The sequence below is a fragment of the Picosynechococcus sp. PCC 8807 genome (assembly GCF_001693295.1).
Lineage (GTDB): Bacteria > Cyanobacteriota > Cyanobacteriia > Cyanobacteriales > MRBY01 > MRBY01.
In genome coordinates, this window is sequence record NZ_CP016483.1 from 2,216,456 (window position 1) to 2,234,197 (window position 17,742).

Consider the following 17,742-nt stretch of genomic DNA (forward strand, 5'->3'; position numbering starts at 1 on the left):
GACAGCATTAGCCCAGTGTTGAAATTTAGGAATGTTTTGCGAGGCACTAGGGATCAGGATTGACAACAAAATCAACGTACTCGTAGGACAGTTCCTGTTCCTGGTAAAGGTGCTCCCCAAAGGAGTAAGACCAGCTTTCTTCAAGAAAAGCCTCCAGTTCTTCATCGGCTCCCCCGGCGATCGCCTTTGGCTGGGGTTGTTCAACTCTCCCCCAATATTGTTGCGGCATCACCTCCGGCAGCGCCCCAAATTCCTGGTGCAGTTGTCCATGGCCAACCACAAGCACAAGCCCGGCAGCAATCACTGTCGGAACCCACCATTTCCCCTGGGACGAAGCTGTCAGGTTTGACGGTTCTGTTTGGTTGAGTCGCGCCAAAAGCCTTTCTTCGTGATCCCCTGGTGGCGGTGGCCCGTAGGGTTCGTGGTTCTTTAAAAACCGAATTAAGTTGTCATGGTCATGGAAATTCATAGACTGACTCCTTGGGTTTCTAAAAACTGACGCAGTGATCGCCGGGCATGGTGGAGGCGAGATTTCACCGTTCCTGGCGGAATCCCAAGAATTTCAGCCACCTCCTTTTGGGGCAGATCCTTGAGATCATGGAGCACCAAGACCGCCCGGTGTTCCAAGCTTAGCGACTGCAAACCCCGTTGCACCAAATCTTGATAATAAATTTGACTCAGCCCCTCCGGCCCCGGATCTGCCACCGCACCAATTTGCGCCTCCAATCCTGTGATTAAGGTCATCTGCTTCGCAAAGCGTCGCCGTTGATCCGTCGCCACATTCCAAGTAATGCGGTACAACCAGGTGGCAAAATAGTCCGGATTTTTGAGGCGCGGTAGTCCCTGCCAGGCCTTTAAAAAAACCTCTTGAACTAAATCATCCAAGAGCGCCACCCCACAGAGTTGATACAGGGTAGAGCGTACCTTTTGGTGATAGCGTCGGTACAGGATTCGGAAACTTTGGCGATCGCGCCGCCCCCGAATAGACCCTATTTTCCCTTGGCAAAGACAAACCAATTCCCTATCCGAAATGGCAGTAGGGTGGTCAACAGCTTGATCGGGCATATCCCTCTCCAGTCATCGCACGTCCCTTTAGACTGAACCTTTACCCAAAAAGTTCAACCGGCTCAAAAAAACTTGAACCAAGGTATTGCCAAATCCGAAAACTGTGGCTACAATGTTAAACCGTTGGAACACAACGCGCTACACAATCCTCAGTAGCTCAGCGGTAGAGCGGTCGACTGTTAATCGATTGGTCGCAAGTTCGAATCTTGCCTGGGGAGTACAAAAAATTAAATCACCCGCTAATCGAACCACGGAATTTCGGATTTTATCGGTTTACGTCAGGATTCAAAAGAAACTGTAGGTTGCTGTTCTGCTTTATAGCGTCAGTGGGATTTATGCTGAATCTGAAGGATAAGGGTAGTCTAGTAGAAGGTTTTTGATTTCCGCCTACAGCACGATGACATCACCCTCTTCCCAACGCCTCAAACCGAAATCCTTTGCGGATTTAGTGGCCCAATTGCGTAATTTTCCCAAACCCCAAAGCGAAGATTCCGTACTGCTACGGGCCTTGGTACAGCTATTGGTGGTTGTCGGCATTATTGCGACGGACGTGGCCTCAGAAGGAAACATGATCTGGTTTGGCTGGCCGATCAGTGTTCTAGCGGTGCCCTTAACGCTCCTGGGGGGAGTCTGGAGTTGGCAAAACCGTCAGAAGGCGAATGTGGGGGCAAAATTTTTTATTGCCATCGGCATGTTGGGCATGCTGTTGCTCTTTTTCCGGAATCTGTATGCCAATTTAAACGATACGCGTTTGGTGCTGGCAGAGCTCCTCATTCAACTGCAAATTCTCCATAGCTTCGATTTGCCCCGCCGAAAGGATCTAGGTTATTCGATGGTAATCGGCCTTATTTTGTTGGGGGTGGCGGGCACTGTTTCTCAAACGCTAACCTTTGCGCCCTGGTTAATTCTATTTTTGGCGATCGCCCTCCCTGTTCTAGTTTTAGATTACCGTTCACGCCTTGGCCTAGCTGGCTTGGAGACGATCCTTTGGCCGCAGCGCTCCAGTGCCCGTAAAGGCCGCGCTGACCTCCTGAAAAATTCTCCCCTGTCACCCAAACGCCTGGGCGCAATTTTGGGGATCACCTTGGTATTGGGCTTGGGACTCTTTAGCATCATGCCCCGTTTTCCTGGCTATCAACTCAGCACCTTGCCTGTGAGTTTGCCCGCCGATGCCCCTGAAAATGAGCGTTTTAGCCCGACTAACCTTAGCCTCGTCAATCCCGGTTATGAGAATCCTGGCAGCGAAGGAAATGAAAACGCCGATGGTGCGACCTTTGGGAATAGTCCGGGCACTGGTGAGGGCAGTAGTCCCAGCGAAGGTCAAGGGGAACTCGATAAAACCCAGTATTATGGTTTCAATAGCAAAATCAACCAAAATCTCCGGGGTGAGATGGAAAAGGTGCTGGTGATGCGGGTGCGATCGCAGGCCCCTGGTTTTTGGCGCGTGATGTCCTTTGACCGTTACACAGGCCAGGGCTGGGAAGTCACCAATGCCGATGATTTGCAACTCACGGAGCGTTCCCGTTGGGCAGGACGTTTTTTCCTAACGCCTTTTATCCCCAACCCAGTGGAAAAGAAAAAAATTATCCAGAGCTATACCGCCGTTTTGTCTTTGCCGAACATTGTCCCGGCGATGCAGTATCCGACGGAGCTTTATTTTCCCACGGCGGAGATTGGCCAAGATCCAGAGGGAAATTTGCGATCGCCTTTGGGACTTTTAGAAGGCTTAACCTACACCGTTGTCTCTAAAGTACCCTACCGTAACCGAACGGAATTGGCGGCAGCAGGGACAGATTATCCGCCCTTTGTCACCGAGAAATATCTAGATGTCCCCCCAGAGATAAAAGCAGAGGTACAAGCCGTTGCCGAGGAAATTCTCTCCCAGGCCAATAGCCCCATCACTTCCCCCTACGAAAAGGCCCTCTATCTCGCCCAAGGGTTGAAGCAACGCTTCCCCCAGGCCCAAGAAATTCCGTTCTTCGCAGACGATGAAGATCTCGTTGAAGCTTTCCTGTTCAAATACAAGGGGGGCTATGCCGACCATTACGCCACAGTCCTTACAATCATGCTGCGTTCGATTGGGATTCCGGCCCGGTTTGCAACGGGATTTGACCAGGGAGATTTTAATCCATTTACGGGCTATTACCTCGTCCACAATACCGATGCCCATGCTGTCACAGAAGCCTATTTTTCGGGCCAGGGTTGGTTTGCGTTCAATCCACTGCCGGGTTATGAAGTTGTGCCGCCTTCCTTTGAGGATGGTGGTGCTTTTGGCGTATTGAGATCATTTTGGCGTTGGGTTGCGGGTTGGGTGCCGTCGCCGATTCTTGGCTTCTTTGAGGGGCTTTGGTTTACGACCTTGAAAATACTGGGATATGTAATTTCGCGGCTGTGGGGCTTTGTTTCCAGTGGTCTTGTTGGGGCCATTACGGGGGCGATCGCCGTTGCTGTCGCCAGCATGGGCGGTTGGTTTGTCATTAAACAAATTCGCAACTGGTTTCAACGACGCCGCTTTGCTCGATTACCAATGATGGAGCAGCTCTATCAACAAATGCTCCTGCTGCTCCAAAACAAAGGGCACCAAAAACAACGTACCCAAACCCCCTGGGAGTTTTTGCGGACGATTCAACCGCAATACCGTCCTGAAACCTTAGAAATTTTGACGGAACTGACCGAAGCCTATGTCAACTGGCGCTACGGTGAACAGCCTGCCAATACGGATTACCTCCGGCAGCAACTCAAACGCCTACGACGTTCCTTTTATCGGGGTCAATCTTAAAACGGAGAGGGGGGGATTCGAACCCCCGACTGAGTTGCCCCAGTAACGGTTTTCGAGACCGCCGCATTCAACCACTCTGCCACCTCTCCAGGGGCCTAAACTATTCTAAGCACAATTCAGGGTCTTGGCTAGTCCGATTGCCATAAAGAATCCAAAAGTTATTTACACCCAAAATAGACGGGAAAAAACCTAAAGAAGTTAAAAAGATTACATTTCCCCAGTGATCCCCGCGCTAGGTTAGCAATACCCTCCGATTGCTTATCAAGCTAGACCGTCCTCACCCAGTGGCGGTTTTTTATTGCCCAAGGGATGGCCCCCCCGACCGGAAAATTAAGGCACAATAGTTAAACGTTGCCCGCCCTCACCTTTTATTTCTCCATGAGTCAGCCCCACATCGTCATTATCGGCGGCGGTTTCGCCGGACTCTATACGGCGCTCCGTCTGTTGCAATTTCCCTGGGAGACCTCCCAGCGGCCAGACATTACCTTAATCGATCGCCAGGATCACTTTGTCTTTAGTCCCCTCCTCTACGAGCTGATCACGGGGGAAATGCAACCCTGGGAAGTGGCCCCCACCTACACGGAATTGTTGCGCCATGGCCCGGTGAAATTTGTCCAAACTCAAGTACAAACCGTTGACCCGGAGCAAAAAACCGTCGTCTGCGGTGATCGCCAAATCACCTATGACTACCTCGTCATTGCGGCTGGGGGCACAACAAAATTTGTGAATTTGCCTGGCATCAAGGAATACGCTCTGCCCTTTAAAACCCTCAATGATGCCCTGCACCTCAAGGAAAAATTACGGGCTTTGGAAACTAGTGTGGCGGAAAAAATTCGCATTGCCATCGTTGGGGGTGGCTACAGTGGCGTGGAATTAGCCTGTAAATTAGCGGATCGCTTAGGCGATCGCGGCCGGTTACGGATCATTGATCGCGGCGATGAAATCCTCAAAAATGCGCCTAAATTTAACCAATTAGCCGCGAAGGAAGCCCTGGAAGCACGGGGGATTTGGGTAGACTATGCCACCGAAGTCACCGAAGTCACTGCCGATAGCCTGAGCCTGCGCTACAAAGGGGAAGTAGATACCATTCCCGCTGATCTCGTGTTGTGGACTGGGGGAACGGCGATCGCCCCTTGGGTAAAAGATCTCGCCCTGCCCCACGCAGACAATGGCAAACTCGATGTCAATGCCCAACTCCAGATCCAGATCCACCCGAACATTTTCGCCCTTGGGGATGTCGCCCAAGCAGAAGATAATTTACCGATGACAGCCCAGGTGGCGATTCAACAGGCCGATGTCTGCGCCTGGAATTTGCGGGGCTTGATTACAAATAAGCCTCTTTTGCCGTTTAAATTCTTTAATCTTGGTGAAATGCTCACTCTCGGCGAAAATAATGCCACCCTCAGCGGTTTGGGCCTAGAACTCGAAGGCAATCTCGCCCATGTCGCCCGTCGCTTGGTTTACCTCTACCGTTTGCCGACCTGGGAACATCAGGTGCAGGTGGGACTGAATTGGCTTGTGCAACCCCTCACAAAATTATTGGCCCAGTAGACGAAACAAGCAAAATGATGGCAACACAACCAAAGGTTATTTTTTTCGATGCGGTGGGGACGCTCTTTGGCGTCCAAGATGGGGTCGGGGCGACCTATGCCAAAATTGCCCAACGTCACGGGGTAACGGCGGATCCGGAGCGTTTAGAACAGGGGTTTCGTCAATCCTTTAAGCGTAAACCTGCCCCGGCATTTCCGAATATTGATGCTGAGTTGATCCCGAAACAGGAATTTCTGTGGTGGGAGGCGATCGCCCAGGAAACCTTTACTGCTGCCGGGGTGATTGAGCAGTTTCTTGATTTTCGTGCTTTTTTTACGGATTTGTACCAGCATTTTGCGACGGCAGAACCCTGGTTTATTTTTTCAGAAACCTTAGCTTCGGTGCAGACTTGGCACGCCCAAGGCATTGAGTTGGGTTTAATTTCAAATTTTGACTCCCGCCTGTTGCAGGTACTAGACGCCTTAGAATTAGCTCCCTATTTCCAGAGTGTGACCATTTCCTCCCTAACCGGAGCAGCGAAACCAGACCCCAAAATTTTCCAAACAGCCCTCGCTAAACATCGTTGTCAGCCAGAAGAAGCGCTCCACATCGGCGACAGTCGCCTGGAAGATTACGAAGCAGCAAAACGGTTGGGGATGCAGGCGCACCTCATCGAACGGGATCAGCCTTTTCCCTACAGTCGCCAGCCTTAACCCCCACTTTAGCTTTCAGCCACGACACCCCTCTAACTCCCCTCAAAGGGAAGAATGTTTCGGGGGGCTAGGGATGGGTTAATAAGTCTGCCAGACGCGGGACAGGGTTGGTGGTTGCGGGGAATAGAGCGATCGCCAATTTTGCCAAAGGGAGATAAACCAGCGTTTTACTTCCGTGCTGGAGGGGCCCCGGTAGCGACAGAGCACGCCTTTGGGTAATTGTGTGATCCCGCCCAAGCCCTGCTGAATGGTGGCCATGGTTTGTCGCAACTCCGCCATTTGAGCCTCGCTAATCTCTAGCCCCACCAAGGCCAGACTTCCCACCACCGGCTGATTATTCAGACCATTCCAGGCGGCGAAGACTTCTGGATGTCCCGGTAGCCATTGGCGATCGCCCCAGAGCAGTTCATCATCTTGCCAAATTTCTGTCAGCCCCCGCCAGTTACCAGAGATGAATTTTTCGCCCCGGGCCGTGCGCCCAAACCGAAGAACTTCCCAGCCACACCACACCGCACCGGGAGCCAGATTGACCCGCAGGCTCTGGTGATATTCCGCCCCATCGAAAATAATCATTTCCTGGGGAAAGTATTCCAAAATGCTGCCCGGTGCCTGGTGAATAATGCCGTCCTGTTGCGCCGTTTCCCCGTTAGTACGATAAATTTTGTTGGCTGCTGCCGTTGTGAGGAAAACATGACTTTCTGGCTTCAGTTCGAGATCCAGAGATAGGCGATCGCCGCCGACAATGCCCCCTGCCGTGTGGAGCAAGACCGTGTGACAAACTCGATTTCCTTCCGGATAAAAAGGCCGCTGGATGCGAAACGGCGCTTGGGTAAAACAGCGTTGCATTTCCGTCTTGCCCTGGCGTTGCCCGTAAATTAAGCCCACCTTGCCGTGCCAGGGCTGCGCTTTGTGAATCACCTGTTGTTGATCTTGCATTTTTGTCTGAAATTGATGGGATTAGGGGGACTAAAAATTACTGCCAAAACAGCCCCCAGCAGCAGTCTATTTTTTCGATCATCCCACTGATCCGGGCAGACCCAACGGCGATCGCCAAATATTTTGTTCCTAAAACAATGGAGCAAACAAACCTCAAGAATCCTAATCACACTTCCGCCCCCGTATAGTTGCCGCTCACAGACAGATGCTTTATCTTTGAAAAAATTTTACGAATTTCCCATTCTTTCAGAAACATAAGGAGTCCCTATGTACATCGTCCAGATTGCTTCGGAATGCGCCCCCGTCGCGAAGGTAGGTGGACTTGGAGATGTGGTTTACGGACTCAGTCGCGAGCTTAGTCTGCGCGGTCATTGTGTCGAAATCATTTTGCCCAAATATGATTGTCTCCGTTACGACCACATTTGGGGGATGCACGAAGCCTATCGGGATCTTTGGGTACCCTGGTTTGGCGGTGCGATCCACTGCACCGTTTTCTATGGCTGGGTCCATGGCCAACAATGTTTCTTTATCGAACCCCACTCCGGTGATAACTTTTTCAGTCGGGGCTTTTTTTATGGGGCCTTAGACGACCACATGCGCTTTGCCTTCTTTAGCAAGGCCGCCCTCGAATTTTTACAAAAATCCAACAAACGCCCCGATATTATCCACTGCCATGACTGGCAAACAGGTATGGTTCCGGTGATGCTCTTTGAAATGTACAAGTGGCATGGCCTGTGGAATCAGCGGGTGTGTTACACCATCCACAACTTTAAACATCAGGGTATCGCGGGTGCTGACGTCCTGTGGGCGACGGGCCTCAATAACGAGGGCTACTATTTCCACTACGATCGCCTCCGGGATAACTTTAATCCCTTTGCCTTAAATTGCATGAAAGGGGGCATTGTCTATGCCAATGCGGTGACGACCGTTTCTCCCCACCACGCCTGGGAAGCCCACTACACCGATATTGGTTGTGGCCTAAGCCATACCCTCCATCTCCACCAAGACAAGTTCAAGGGAATTCTCAACGGCATCGACTACAGCACTTGGAACCCAGAAGTAGACCACAATATCGAGCTGCAATACAGTTGGGATAGCCTCGAAAATAAGGCGAAAAACAAAAAAGCCCTACGCGATCGCCTATTACTTGAAGACAATGACCGACCGATCATCGCCTACATTGGCCGTCTCGATGACCAAAAAGGCGTTCATCTCGTTCACCATGCCATGTACTACGCCTTGAATCGGGGAGCCCAATTTGTCCTCCTTGGTTCCGCCACCGAAGGCTCGATCAACTCTTGGTTCTGGCATGAAAAATTCCACCTCAACGACAACCCCAACTGTCACATCGAGCTGGGCTTCAACGCCGAACTGTCCCACATGATCTATGCCGGGGCTGATATGCTTGTCGTCCCCAGTAACTACGAACCCTGCGGCCTGACCCAACTCATCGCCCTGAAGTATGGTGTGGTGCCCATTGTCCGTGGTGTCGGTGGCCTCGTGAGTACCGTGTTTGACCGGGATCATGATGATAAACATCCCCCCGAAGAACGAAATGGTTATGTCTTTTACCAAACGGATAACCACGCCCTCGAATCCGCCATGGAACGGGCCATTGGTTTATACACCGTGTACCCAGAGGAGTTCCGGAAGCTGCAAATCCAGGGAATGAAATATGACTATTCCTGGAACAACCCCGGCAATGAATACATCGATCTCTACGAGTTTATCCGCGCCTAAGGGGGGCTGATCAAAAGCGTTTCGAGGTTTAACGACGAAAACCGACCTGGGAAGTTTGTCCCCAAAGCCTAAACCGAGGTTCCTAACAATTCCCAGGGAAGTCGTTACCATGGTAGGCAAGTTTTTCCTTTGTCCGTGCCTATGGATGCCTTTAGCCCCTATCCGCCTGAGTGGATCAAAAATGCCAGTCACGCCCTCAGTTTCCATTGTCCCAGCTGTGAAGCACTCCCCCATGATGCGAAACGGGCTTGGTTAAATCGCTATGCCCCCGTGACCGATGCGCTGCACCGTCGCCGCTGGCAGGAGTTTTATGAATGTCAATGTGGCACCGTTTGGTGGGCCTGGAGTAGCGATCGCCCCCCATCTCGTTACCAAACAGATGACCGGGGTGAAAATGACGAATTTCGCCAGGGCTCGTTTTAGGGGAATCGTGAAAGTCTGTTCCGGGGCGATCGCCGCTTGCCGAGGGATACCCCTTACCATGATAATGTTGGCTACCCATCACACTGGGGACGCAAACGCCAACGGAACACCATGCAGTTTTCAAAGATTCTCATCGCCAATCGCGGAGAAGTTGCCCTACGCATTATCCACACCTGTCAGGAGCTCGGCATTGCCACAGTTGCCGTCCACTCCACCGTAGATCGCCAAGCCCTCCACGTTCAGCTCGCCGATGAGAGCATTTGCATTGGCCCGCCCCAGAGCAGCAAAAGCTATCTCAACATTCCCAATATTATCGCTGCGGCCCTCAGCAGTAACGCCGACGCAATTCACCCAGGCTACGGTTTCCTCGCCGAAAATGCCAAGTTTGCAGAAATTTGTGCCGACCACCAAATCACCTTCATTGGCCCTTCCCCAGAAGCAATGATCGCCATGGGGGACAAATCCACTGCCAAAAAAACGATGCAGGCGGCAAAAGTCCCCACCGTACCCGGTAGTGCTGGGTTGGTGGCCTCCGAAGAACAAGCCCTAGAAATCGCCCAACAAATTGGCTATCCTGTGATGATCAAAGCCACGGCGGGTGGTGGCGGCCGGGGGATGCGCCTTGTGCCCAGCGCTGAGGAGTTACCCCGTTTGTACCGAGCGGCCCAGGGGGAAGCAGAAGCAGCCTTTGGGAATGGCGGCGTTTACATCGAAAAATTTATTGAACGGCCCCGCCACATTGAATTTCAGATCCTCGCGGATCAGTACGGCAATGTGATTCACCTCGGCGAACGGGATTGTTCGATCCAGCGACGGCACCAAAAACTCCTCGAAGAAGCTCCCAGCGCGATCCTCACCCCCAGACTGCGGGACAAAATGGGGAAAGCAGCGGTCAAAGCGGCTAAATCCATTGATTATGTCGGGGCGGGAACGGTGGAATTCCTCGTAGATAAAAATGGGGATTTCTACTTTATGGAGATGAATACCCGCATTCAGGTGGAACACCCGGTCACAGAGATGGTGACGGGACTAGATTTGATCGCCGAACAAATTAAAGTTGCCCAAGGCGATCGCCTCAGTTTGAATCAAAATCAAGTGAACTTAACTGGTCATGCCATCGAGTGCCGGATTAACGCCGAGGATCCCGACCATGATTTCCGACCGACCCCAGGCAAAATCAGTGGTTACCTTCCCCCCGGTGGCCCTGGGGTACGGATGGATTCCCACGTTTACACCGACTATGAAATTTCTCCTTACTACGATTCTTTGATCGGTAAATTAATCGTTTGGGGGCCAGACCGAGATACCGCCATTCGCCGCATGAAGCGGGCACTCCGAGAATGTGCGATTACTGGAGTATCGACCACCATTAGCTTCCACCAAAAGATTTTGAATCACCCAGCTTTTTTGGCGGCCGATGTCGATACAAACTTTATCCAGCAACACATGTTGCCCTAGGGGCGATCGCAAATAGTCTCTAACCTTGAGGGCAACCCCCATAAGCGACGATTGGGGAAGTGCCCTTACTTTTTCGCGATGACTTGCACCAAAGTCTGGTCTTGGTCTGCGTAGATCATGATTTGGGAAGCGCGCTCTTGCTTTTGAAAGCCAAACATCGATTGTCCGTTGACGTCCATGGTCATTTCTTGAGTCCAACCGTTTTTGGCCATTTCTGCGGTGTATTTGTCTTTGACAGCGGCCACACTTTCATTAGTGACAAAGGTGACAGAAACCCCTTCCGGTAAATCCATCGCCATTCTAATTTCGACATTTTTATCGAAATAAATGTCCTTGGGGAAGGTGTCGGGGAGTTTGACGTTGTCGCCGCTGCTGACAGACAGATTTCCTTCGTTGGTTTTGATATCGACGGATTCTTTGGACATATCGATATCGACTTTTTCGCCGGAGCCAGCTTCAATCGCTTTTTCAAAAATTATTTCCTGAACCATACCGCAGCCACCGAGGCTGAGGGCACAGAGGAAGAAGGCAGGGAGAATCAACTTTTTCACGGCTTTTGTCCTTAAATTTTGTTTGTTGATCATTGGCTTGTGGTACTTGCCATGGCCCTTTGGGTTATGTGCTTTGGTTTTAAGGGCAATGGTCAAAACAAACCGCCAATAATAATTTATAGTGGGCACCCAGGCAGACTGATGCAGTTTCTGAAAATCCCAGGTCGTTGCCCCCATTTTCAATGGGTTCGGTAAAAATCAAGGTCGCAGTTAAGTTAAATTAAGTCTTAACGCAATGAATTTTTGGTGAATGCGATGTCTTGGTTAGCTGTGACAAGTTTGGGGCTCAATCTGCTGTTGGGCGCGATGACTTTATTTTTTATTTTCCGCATTGTGCTCACTTGGTATCCCCAGGCGGAATTAACGAAACTGCCCTTTAGCTTGGTGGTATTGCCGACGGAACCGCTTTTGGCCCCGACCAGAAAGCTGGTGCCGCCCCTGGGAGGCATTGATATTTCTCCGGTGATTTGGGTCGGGATCGTCACCCTCCTGCGGGAGGTACTCTTGGGTCAGCAGGGTCTATTGGTGATGCTATTGCGTTAGGTGGATTGAAGGGGCGAGCCGTTGGAACCCCAGGCTTTTGATCCACGTCTAGCGAGGTAATGCTGGAATCAAAAAAGGATATTCGATATGTGGCGACGGTGCTTATTGGCGTTAACGGGGGCTTGGGGGATGGGACTGGCGATCGCCCCGGTGATGGCCCAACCGTTACCAAAACAAGCCATTTTTGAAAATCTCCAGTTGCGCCCTAATTTTGCCCCCAATCCCCAGCTATTACGGGGGGTCAGTGGGGGAAGTGAACCCGCCGCAGAATTTTTAGGAATCGAGGATACCCCCACGGGGTCTTGTGTTGGCTTTATCGATAACCATGCCGACCATCGCCTCAGCCTCATGACATTTTTTAATGATTTAGAACTGAGCGTTGAAAGTGCCGGAGATACGGTGCTCGTGGTCAAAGGCCCCGGTGGTGTATGGTGCAATGACGATGCGGTGGGTCAAAATCCGGCAATTCGCGGCGAATGGCAAAAAGGACTGTATCAAGTCTGGGTTGGCTCCCGGGGACAACGGCAATATTATCCCTATATTTTAGAAATTCACCATCGGAAGTAGTTGATCCCTAAGTTGGGAGATCAGGTAATGGGGGATAATGGAAACATTATCTTGATGTTGCACTAGAGAAAACATTGTGGCTATCGGAATTGGTTTACTTGGCTTAGGAACGGTTGGCACGGGCACCGCAGAAATTTTGCTGTCGCCCCAAGGCCGCCACCCGCTGTTGGGGGAAGTGGTTTTGAAACGGGCAGGGGTGCGCTCCCTAGACAAGCCCCGCAACATTGATTTACCAGCGGGTTGCCTAACCACTGATCTAGAGGCCATCGTCAAAGATCCAGAGATTCAGGTGGTGGTTGAGTTGTTGGGCGGCCTGGAGCCAGCGCGGACTCTCATCCTGGCGGCGATCGCCAATGGGAAACATGTGGTCACGGCCAACAAAGCAGTGATTGCCAAATATGGCGAAGAAATTTACACCGCAGCGAACAAAGCGGGGGTCTATGTGCTCCTCGAGGCGGCGGTGGGCGGTGGCATTCCGATCATTAAACCCCTCAAGCAATCTTTAGGAGTGAACCGCATTACCCGTGTCATTGGCATTATCAATGGCACCACTAACTACATCCTCACCCAGATGGCCCAGCACGGGGCGGACTTTGGGGAAGTATTAGCCGAGGCCCAAAAATTGGGTTATGCCGAAGCCGATCCCAGTGCCGATGTGGATGGGGGCGACGCGGCGGACAAAATTGCAATTCTTGCTTCCTTGGCCTTTGGGGGACGAATTCGGCGGGAAGATGTCTACTGCGAAGGGATTCGTTCCATTAGTGCGGCAGATATCAGTTTTGCGAAAAAGCTCGGTTTTGTGATCAAATTATTGGCGATCGCCGAACGACCAGACCTCGAAGAAGATGCCCTACAGTTGCGCGTTCACCCGACTTTGGTGCCAAAAGATCATCCCATCGCCAGCGTCAATGGTGTCTTTAATGCGATCCTCGTGGAAGGGGAACCCCTCGGCCAGGTAATGTTCTATGGCCCTGGGGCTGGGGCTGGGGCAACGGCCAGCGCCGTAGTTTCTGACATTGTTCATGTGGTGGGTCTGTTGCATTCTGACCAGGTGATCCAGAAACTCAACCCTCTCCTGGGCTGCACCCATGAGCATTACAGCAAAATTTTACCCATTGATACCCTAAAAACTCGTTTTTATGCGCGCTTCTTGTCGCGGGATTTGCCCGGTGTGATCGGCGATCTGGGGACTTGCTTTGGGCAGCACCAAGTGAGCTTGGAATCAGTCGTGCAGATTGGTCTTCAGGATGATTGCGCTGAGATCGTCGTCGTGACCCATGATGTCCATGAGGCGAATTTCCGGGAAGCCATGCGAGAAATTGAAGGCCTAGAGGCGATCAAGGAAGTGCCGAGTATTCTCCGCGTCCTTTAGTAATCATTCAACTGCAAAATTCTTGATCCTCCACATTTCTGGAGGATTTTTTGTTAATTTGTCTACAATTCTGACGATGTTTTCCAGAGTTGGGCTAAGTTAGTGAATAAATGCCTCTTTAGCGATACTTTTTGAGGATATCGAGAAATAATGCCTTTAAGTTGGAATGAAATCAAAAGTCGGGCGATCGCCTTCTCGAAGGAGTGAGAATTTGAGGAGTCAGAAAAATCAGAAGCACAATCGTTTTGGAATGATTTTTTTCAGGTATTTGGCATTTCTCGTAAGCGAATCGCAACATTTGAGAAGTCAGTTAACAAATTAGGGAATAAGAAAGGTTCTATTGACCTGTTATGGAAGGGAAATATTCTTGTTGAGCATAAATCACGAGGAAAAAGTTTAGATAAGGCGTTTGAACAGGCAAAAGATTATTTCCCGGGGTTAAAGGAGCATGAGCTACCTCGATATATTTTGGTGTCGGATTTCGCTCAATTCCGGCTTTATGACCTCGAAACAGATCAGACCCATGAATTTCTCCTAAAAGATTTCGTCAATTATGTTCATCTGTTTGATTTTATTGCGGGATATGAGCAGCGAACTTATAAGGATGAAGATCCGGTTAATATTCACGCGGCGGAGTTGATGGGTAAGCTGCATGACCGTCTCAGGGAGATTGGTTATACGGGTCATGATCTAGAAGTTTACTTAGTGAGGTTGTTATTTTGTTTATTTGCAGATGACACAGGCATTTTTGAAAAGGGAATTTTTGAGGAATATCTCGATATTCATACCAAAGAAGATGGTAGTGATTTGGCGATGCACTTGGGGCATATTTTCCATGTGTTGAATACGCCACCGGAGAAGCGGTTAAAAAATCTGGATGAGAGTTTAGGGCAGTTTCCCTATGTGAATGGCAAGTTATTTGAAGAGCAGTTAGCGCCTGCGGCTTTTGATCGCAAAATGCGAGAAATGTTATTAGAAGCTTGTGGATTTAATTGGGGGAAAATTTCTCCGGCAATTTTTGGGTCAATGTTCCAAGCGGCGATGGATCAACAGACTCGACGAAATTTGGGGGCGCATTACACGTCTGAGAAAAATATTCAGAAGGTGATTAAGCCTTTGTTTTTGGATGAGTTGCACGAGAAATTTAAGAAGGCAAAAGGCAGTCCAACGGCGTTAAAGCGGCTCCATGATGAGCTTGGGGAATTACATTTTCTTGATCCGGCTTGTGGCTGTGGAAATTTTTTGATTATTTCTTATCGGGAATTGCGAGATCTAGAGTTATTGATTCTCAAAGAGCTTTACAAGAAGAAGGAGGGGTTTATTGATATTCGTTTGTTCCTAAAGGTGGATGTGGATCAGTTTGGGGGCATTGAATATGATGAGTTTCCGGCACGGGTAGCAGAGGTGGCGATGTGGCTCATCGATCATCAGATGAATATCAAGGTGAGTAATGAGTTTGGGCAGTATTTTGTCCGGTTGCCGCTAAAGAAGGCTGCCAGAATTGTGAATGGGAATGCGTTACGGATTGATTGGGAAGAAGTGATTCCAAAGGAAAAGTTAAATTACATTCTCGGCAATCCGCCTTTTGTTGGAAAATCCTTTCAAGATTCACAACAAAAAAAAGACATGAAGTCTGTTTTTGATAGTGTCAAAGGTGCTGGAGTTTTAGACTACGTAACAGCTTGGTATATTAAGGCGGCTCAAATTATTCAAGAAACCAACATATCTTGTTCTTTTGTGAGCACAAATTCTATCTCTCAGGGTGAACAGGTCAGTATTTTATGGAGAGAAATGTATGAAACCTATAATATTAAAATCTATTTCGCACATCGTACTTTTAATTGGACAAATGAAGCAAAGAGTAATGCTGCCGTGCACTGTGTAATTATTGGCTTTGGGACAAAAGATATTGGAAAGAAAAGAATATTTGATTATATCAATATCAATAGTGAACCAACTGAGATCATTGTTAAAAACATTAATCCATATCTAGCTGGAGGTAATGATCTTGTTATTAGTAGTAGGCGAACTGGAATTTCTCCAAGACCTGCAATCATGTATGGCAGTATGCCTAATGATAGAGGGAACTTAATTCTTACAGAATCCGAAAAGGATTCCTTTCTACAGCAAGAGCCAGAAGCAGAAAAGTGGATTAAACCTTATACTGGATCAGAGGAGTTTATTAATGGTTATTCTCGTTACTGTTTTTGGCTTGTTAACATTTCACCTAAAGAGCTTAAAAATTTACCTAGAGTCTATGAAAGAGTTCAGAAAGTGAAGAGTATTCGCAGTGAAAGTACAAGAAAAGCAACCCAAAAACTAGCTGAATTTTCAACACTCTTTGGTGAAATGAGACAGCCTAAAAGTGATTATTTATTACTCCCTCGTGTATCTTCAGAGAGAAGAAAATACATTCCAATAGGTTATGGAATAAGTCGCTTAGTTATTGCGAATGATCAAGTTTCAACTATTCCTAATGCAACAATTTATGATTTTGGGATTTTGACTTCAGAAATGCACATGACTTGGGTCAAGTACACATGTGGAAGATTAAAAAGTGATTACCGTTATTCTAATACCATTGTCTATAACAATTTTCCTTTTCCACAGGACGTAACCGAGAAACAAAAACAAACAGTCGAAAAAGCAGCGCAGTTAGTGTTAGACACCAGAGACAAATATCCCGATAGTAGCCTTGCCGATCTTTACGATCCGCTTACTATGCCCCCCGACTTAATGACAGCCCACCAAAAACTCGATAAAGCGGTGGATCTTTGTTACCGTCCCCAAGCTTTTACCAGCGAACTCAACCGCATCGAATTTTTATTTAATGAATACGAGAAACTGATAACACCACTCCTACAAAGTACAAAAAAGAAAAAAGCCCGCAAAAACAAAACATCTTAATTTCACATTGAATAATGAGAACAATGACCATCAAAGAATTATTACAAGACCAAGAAAGACTCTATTTCTACTATCAATCAGCATTGAAAAAGTCACAAAAAAAAATTGAGATCAACAAAAATCATCAGAAAAATAGTCTTTATTTAGCCAAGCAAGCAGCAATAATTTTAAAAGAAAAATTCAATGCTTCTAAAGTTGCTTTGTTCGGTTCAATTCTTGATTTAGAAACATTTAAGTGGTCAGATATTGACATTGCTGCATGGGGACTAGAGCCAAGTGAAACGTTGTTAGCTATGGACACAGTACAAAGCCTTAGTGATGAGATTGAAATCAATCTGGTCGATATCAACACAGTCAAATCAGAAGTTTACCAAAGCATTCTAAAGAACCACCAGGAAATATGATTTCTTCTTATTTGAAAGTCGCAGGACATATTAATGATGAACTTGTTAGCTTAGAAAAAACCTACCAGAGAATTCATCGTGCCAATCAAGCTCGACAATCGAATGCCCTTGATAGTGACTTATTGATCGATGCGATCGCCTAATTATTCACTATCCTCTGCCGTTAGAATTACATCAGCATAAATATCTGCCACTGCCCACTCAAATTCAATACTTGGAATCACCAGCGTATCGTCAACACCAAAATCTCGATATCCCCACATTTCTCCCGTTTGCCGTTGATAAAGTTCTACATAAATATGCTCAGAATCAAGCAAAATATATTCCTCTAGACTAGGCATTTGTCGATAATATTTCAGCTTTGTTTTGCTATCGTAATTTGAAGTGCTTGGTGATAAAACTTCAACAATTACTTTCGGATACTGAATCCATTTACGGGCTTTGAGATCTTCAGGATGACAACTGACCACCAGATCCGGATAAAAATAACGCCGATTTGCTTTCCCTTGCACTTTTACATCAGACATATTTACCCGACAACCTCTGGGCTTAAGGTGTGCTCTCAAAGCAACTAATAGATTGATTGCAATATCATTGTGAGGCAACGTTCCTCCAGTCATCGCAATAATTTCACCATCAATATATTCATAGCGAAGTTCCTGCCGTTCTTCCCACTGGAGATATTCCGCAGCAGTCATTTTTTCTGGAAACTTAGGTGTTGCAATCATCGTTATTTTCCTCATTCTAAGCTGAG

General features: G+C 48.5%; 16 protein-coding genes, 2 tRNA genes and 1 pseudogene. 13 read left to right on the forward strand and 6 right to left on the reverse strand.

The window, feature by feature from the left end:
• Positions 1 to 46: 46 nt before the first annotated feature.
• Positions 47 to 469, reverse strand: coding sequence for a hypothetical protein (locus AWQ24_RS10795; protein ID WP_065716810.1), 423 nt, complete (start codon positions 467 to 469; stop codon positions 47 to 49).
• A complete protein-coding gene (locus tag AWQ24_RS10800) occupies positions 466 to 1,065 on the reverse strand; it encodes a sigma-70 family RNA polymerase sigma factor (RefSeq protein WP_030006642.1) in 600 nt (199 codons plus the stop codon). The genes AWQ24_RS10795 and AWQ24_RS10800 overlap by 4 nt, the downstream gene beginning before the upstream one ends.
• Before the next feature lie 146 nt (positions 1,066 to 1,211).
• On the opposite strand from AWQ24_RS10800, the gene AWQ24_RS10805 reads away from it, so the two are divergent.
• Positions 1,212 to 1,283: transfer RNA gene (locus AWQ24_RS10805), tRNA-Asn, on the forward strand.
• Positions 1,284 to 1,462: 179 nt separating this feature from the next.
• Complete coding sequence (locus AWQ24_RS10810) at positions 1,463 to 3,844, forward strand: DUF3488 and DUF4129 domain-containing transglutaminase family protein (protein ID WP_065717360.1); 2,382 nt, start codon at positions 1,463 to 1,465, stop codon at positions 3,842 to 3,844.
• Between the two features lie 2 nt (positions 3,845 to 3,846).
• Here AWQ24_RS10810 and AWQ24_RS10815 read toward each other — a convergent pair.
• Positions 3,847 to 3,933 (reverse strand) — tRNA-Ser (locus AWQ24_RS10815).
• A gap of 289 nt (positions 3,934 to 4,222) precedes the next feature.
• Here AWQ24_RS10815 and AWQ24_RS10820 point away from each other — a divergent pair.
• Positions 4,223 to 5,395 carry an NAD(P)/FAD-dependent oxidoreductase gene (locus tag AWQ24_RS10820; protein WP_065717361.1) on the forward strand — a complete coding sequence of 391 codons (1,173 nt, stop codon included), beginning with the start codon at positions 4,223 to 4,225 and terminating at the stop codon, positions 5,393 to 5,395.
• Between the two features lie 14 nt (positions 5,396 to 5,409).
• A complete protein-coding gene (locus AWQ24_RS10825; protein WP_065716811.1) occupies positions 5,410 to 6,087 on the forward strand; it encodes an HAD-IA family hydrolase in 678 nt (225 codons plus the stop codon).
• Between the two features lie 78 nt (positions 6,088 to 6,165).
• Here AWQ24_RS10825 and AWQ24_RS10830 read toward each other — a convergent pair whose 3' ends face one another.
• A complete protein-coding gene (locus AWQ24_RS10830; RefSeq protein ID WP_012307725.1) occupies positions 6,166 to 7,023 on the reverse strand; it encodes an urease accessory protein UreD in 858 nt (285 codons plus the stop codon).
• 267 nt (positions 7,024 to 7,290) lie between these two features.
• Here AWQ24_RS10830 and glgA point away from each other — a divergent pair, with 267 nt between their 5' ends.
• From glgA to accC, 3 genes are all read left to right on the forward strand, one after another.
• Positions 7,291 to 8,763, forward strand: coding sequence for a glycogen synthase GlgA (glgA, locus tag AWQ24_RS10840; protein WP_065716812.1), 1,473 nt, complete (start codon positions 7,291 to 7,293; stop codon positions 8,761 to 8,763).
• A gap of 141 nt (positions 8,764 to 8,904) precedes the next feature.
• Positions 8,905 to 9,186: a hypothetical protein gene (locus AWQ24_RS10845; RefSeq protein ID WP_065716813.1), complete on the forward strand. Its 282-nt coding sequence runs from the start codon at positions 8,905 to 8,907 to the stop codon at positions 9,184 to 9,186.
• A gap of 111 nt (positions 9,187 to 9,297) precedes the next feature.
• Positions 9,298 to 10,644 carry an acetyl-CoA carboxylase biotin carboxylase subunit gene (gene accC, locus AWQ24_RS10850; protein WP_030006631.1) on the forward strand — a complete coding sequence of 449 codons (1,347 nt, stop codon included), beginning with the start codon at positions 9,298 to 9,300 and terminating at the stop codon, positions 10,642 to 10,644.
• A gap of 65 nt (positions 10,645 to 10,709) precedes the next feature.
• Here accC and AWQ24_RS10855 read toward each other — a convergent pair whose 3' ends face one another.
• Complete coding sequence (locus AWQ24_RS10855; RefSeq protein ID WP_157096858.1) at positions 10,710 to 11,195, reverse strand: hypothetical protein; 486 nt, start codon at positions 11,193 to 11,195, stop codon at positions 10,710 to 10,712.
• Positions 11,196 to 11,450: 255 nt separating this feature from the next.
• On the opposite strand from AWQ24_RS10855, the gene AWQ24_RS10860 reads away from it, so the two are divergent.
• The 6 genes and pseudogenes from AWQ24_RS10860 (at position 11,451) to AWQ24_RS16255 (ending at position 17,131) form a co-directional block, all read left to right on the forward strand.
• Complete coding sequence (locus AWQ24_RS10860) at positions 11,451 to 11,738, forward strand: YggT family protein (protein ID WP_012307731.1); 288 nt, start codon at positions 11,451 to 11,453, stop codon at positions 11,736 to 11,738.
• Positions 11,739 to 11,825: 87 nt separating this feature from the next.
• Positions 11,826 to 12,305, forward strand: coding sequence for a hypothetical protein (locus AWQ24_RS10865; RefSeq protein ID WP_041443575.1), 480 nt, complete (start codon positions 11,826 to 11,828; stop codon positions 12,303 to 12,305).
• A gap of 76 nt (positions 12,306 to 12,381) precedes the next feature.
• Positions 12,382 to 13,677 (forward strand): homoserine dehydrogenase, encoded by a 1,296-nt coding sequence (locus AWQ24_RS10870; RefSeq protein WP_065716815.1) that lies wholly within the window; start codon positions 12,382 to 12,384, stop codon positions 13,675 to 13,677.
• Positions 13,678 to 13,827: 150 nt separating this feature from the next.
• A pseudogene (locus AWQ24_RS10875) lies at positions 13,828 to 16,584 on the forward strand (class I SAM-dependent DNA methyltransferase).
• Positions 16,585 to 16,607: 23 nt separating this feature from the next.
• A complete protein-coding gene (locus tag AWQ24_RS10880; protein WP_083993521.1) occupies positions 16,608 to 16,988 on the forward strand; it encodes a nucleotidyltransferase family protein in 381 nt (126 codons plus the stop codon).
• Positions 16,985 to 17,131: a hypothetical protein gene (locus tag AWQ24_RS16255; RefSeq protein WP_012307736.1), complete on the forward strand. Its 147-nt coding sequence runs from the start codon at positions 16,985 to 16,987 to the stop codon at positions 17,129 to 17,131. The genes AWQ24_RS10880 and AWQ24_RS16255 overlap by 4 nt, the downstream gene beginning before the upstream one ends.
• Here the strand turns inward: AWQ24_RS16255 and AWQ24_RS10885 are convergent, their stop codons facing one another.
• Complete coding sequence (locus tag AWQ24_RS10885; RefSeq protein WP_065716817.1) at positions 17,132 to 17,716, reverse strand: Uma2 family endonuclease; 585 nt, start codon at positions 17,714 to 17,716, stop codon at positions 17,132 to 17,134.
• Positions 17,717 to 17,742 lie beyond the last annotated feature (26 nt).

Bases quoted from the DNA above. Each gene is read 5' to 3' on its own strand.
- AWQ24_RS10810 (WP_065717360.1), top strand. From the start codon at position 1,463: ATGACATCACCCTCTTCCCAACGCCTCAAACCGAAATCCTTTGCGGAT.
- AWQ24_RS10860 (WP_012307731.1), top strand. From the start codon at position 11,451: ATGTCTTGGTTAGCTGTGACAAGTTTGGGGCTCAATCTGCTGTTGGGC.
- AWQ24_RS10825 (WP_065716811.1), top strand. From the start codon at position 5,410: ATGATGGCAACACAACCAAAGGTTATTTTTTTCGATGCGGTGGGGACG.
- AWQ24_RS10830 (WP_012307725.1), bottom strand. From the start codon at position 7,023: ATGCAAGATCAACAACAGGTGATTCACAAAGCGCAGCCCTGGCACGGC.
- AWQ24_RS10885 (WP_065716817.1), bottom strand. From the start codon at position 17,716: ATGATTGCAACACCTAAGTTTCCAGAAAAAATGACTGCTGCGGAATAT.
- accC (WP_030006631.1), top strand. From the start codon at position 9,298: ATGCAGTTTTCAAAGATTCTCATCGCCAATCGCGGAGAAGTTGCCCTA.
- AWQ24_RS10795 (WP_065716810.1), bottom strand. From the start codon at position 469: ATGAATTTCCATGACCATGACAACTTAATTCGGTTTTTAAAGAACCAC.
- AWQ24_RS10880 (WP_083993521.1), top strand. From the start codon at position 16,608: ATGACCATCAAAGAATTATTACAAGACCAAGAAAGACTCTATTTCTAC.
- AWQ24_RS10800 (WP_030006642.1), bottom strand. From the start codon at position 1,065: ATGCCCGATCAAGCTGTTGACCACCCTACTGCCATTTCGGATAGGGAA.
- glgA (WP_065716812.1), top strand. From the start codon at position 7,291: ATGTACATCGTCCAGATTGCTTCGGAATGCGCCCCCGTCGCGAAGGTA.
- AWQ24_RS16255 (WP_012307736.1), top strand. From the start codon at position 16,985: ATGATTTCTTCTTATTTGAAAGTCGCAGGACATATTAATGATGAACTT.
- AWQ24_RS10820 (WP_065717361.1), top strand. From the start codon at position 4,223: ATGAGTCAGCCCCACATCGTCATTATCGGCGGCGGTTTCGCCGGACTC.
- AWQ24_RS10865 (WP_041443575.1), top strand. From the start codon at position 11,826: ATGTGGCGACGGTGCTTATTGGCGTTAACGGGGGCTTGGGGGATGGGA.
- AWQ24_RS10845 (WP_065716813.1), top strand. From the start codon at position 8,905: ATGGATGCCTTTAGCCCCTATCCGCCTGAGTGGATCAAAAATGCCAGT.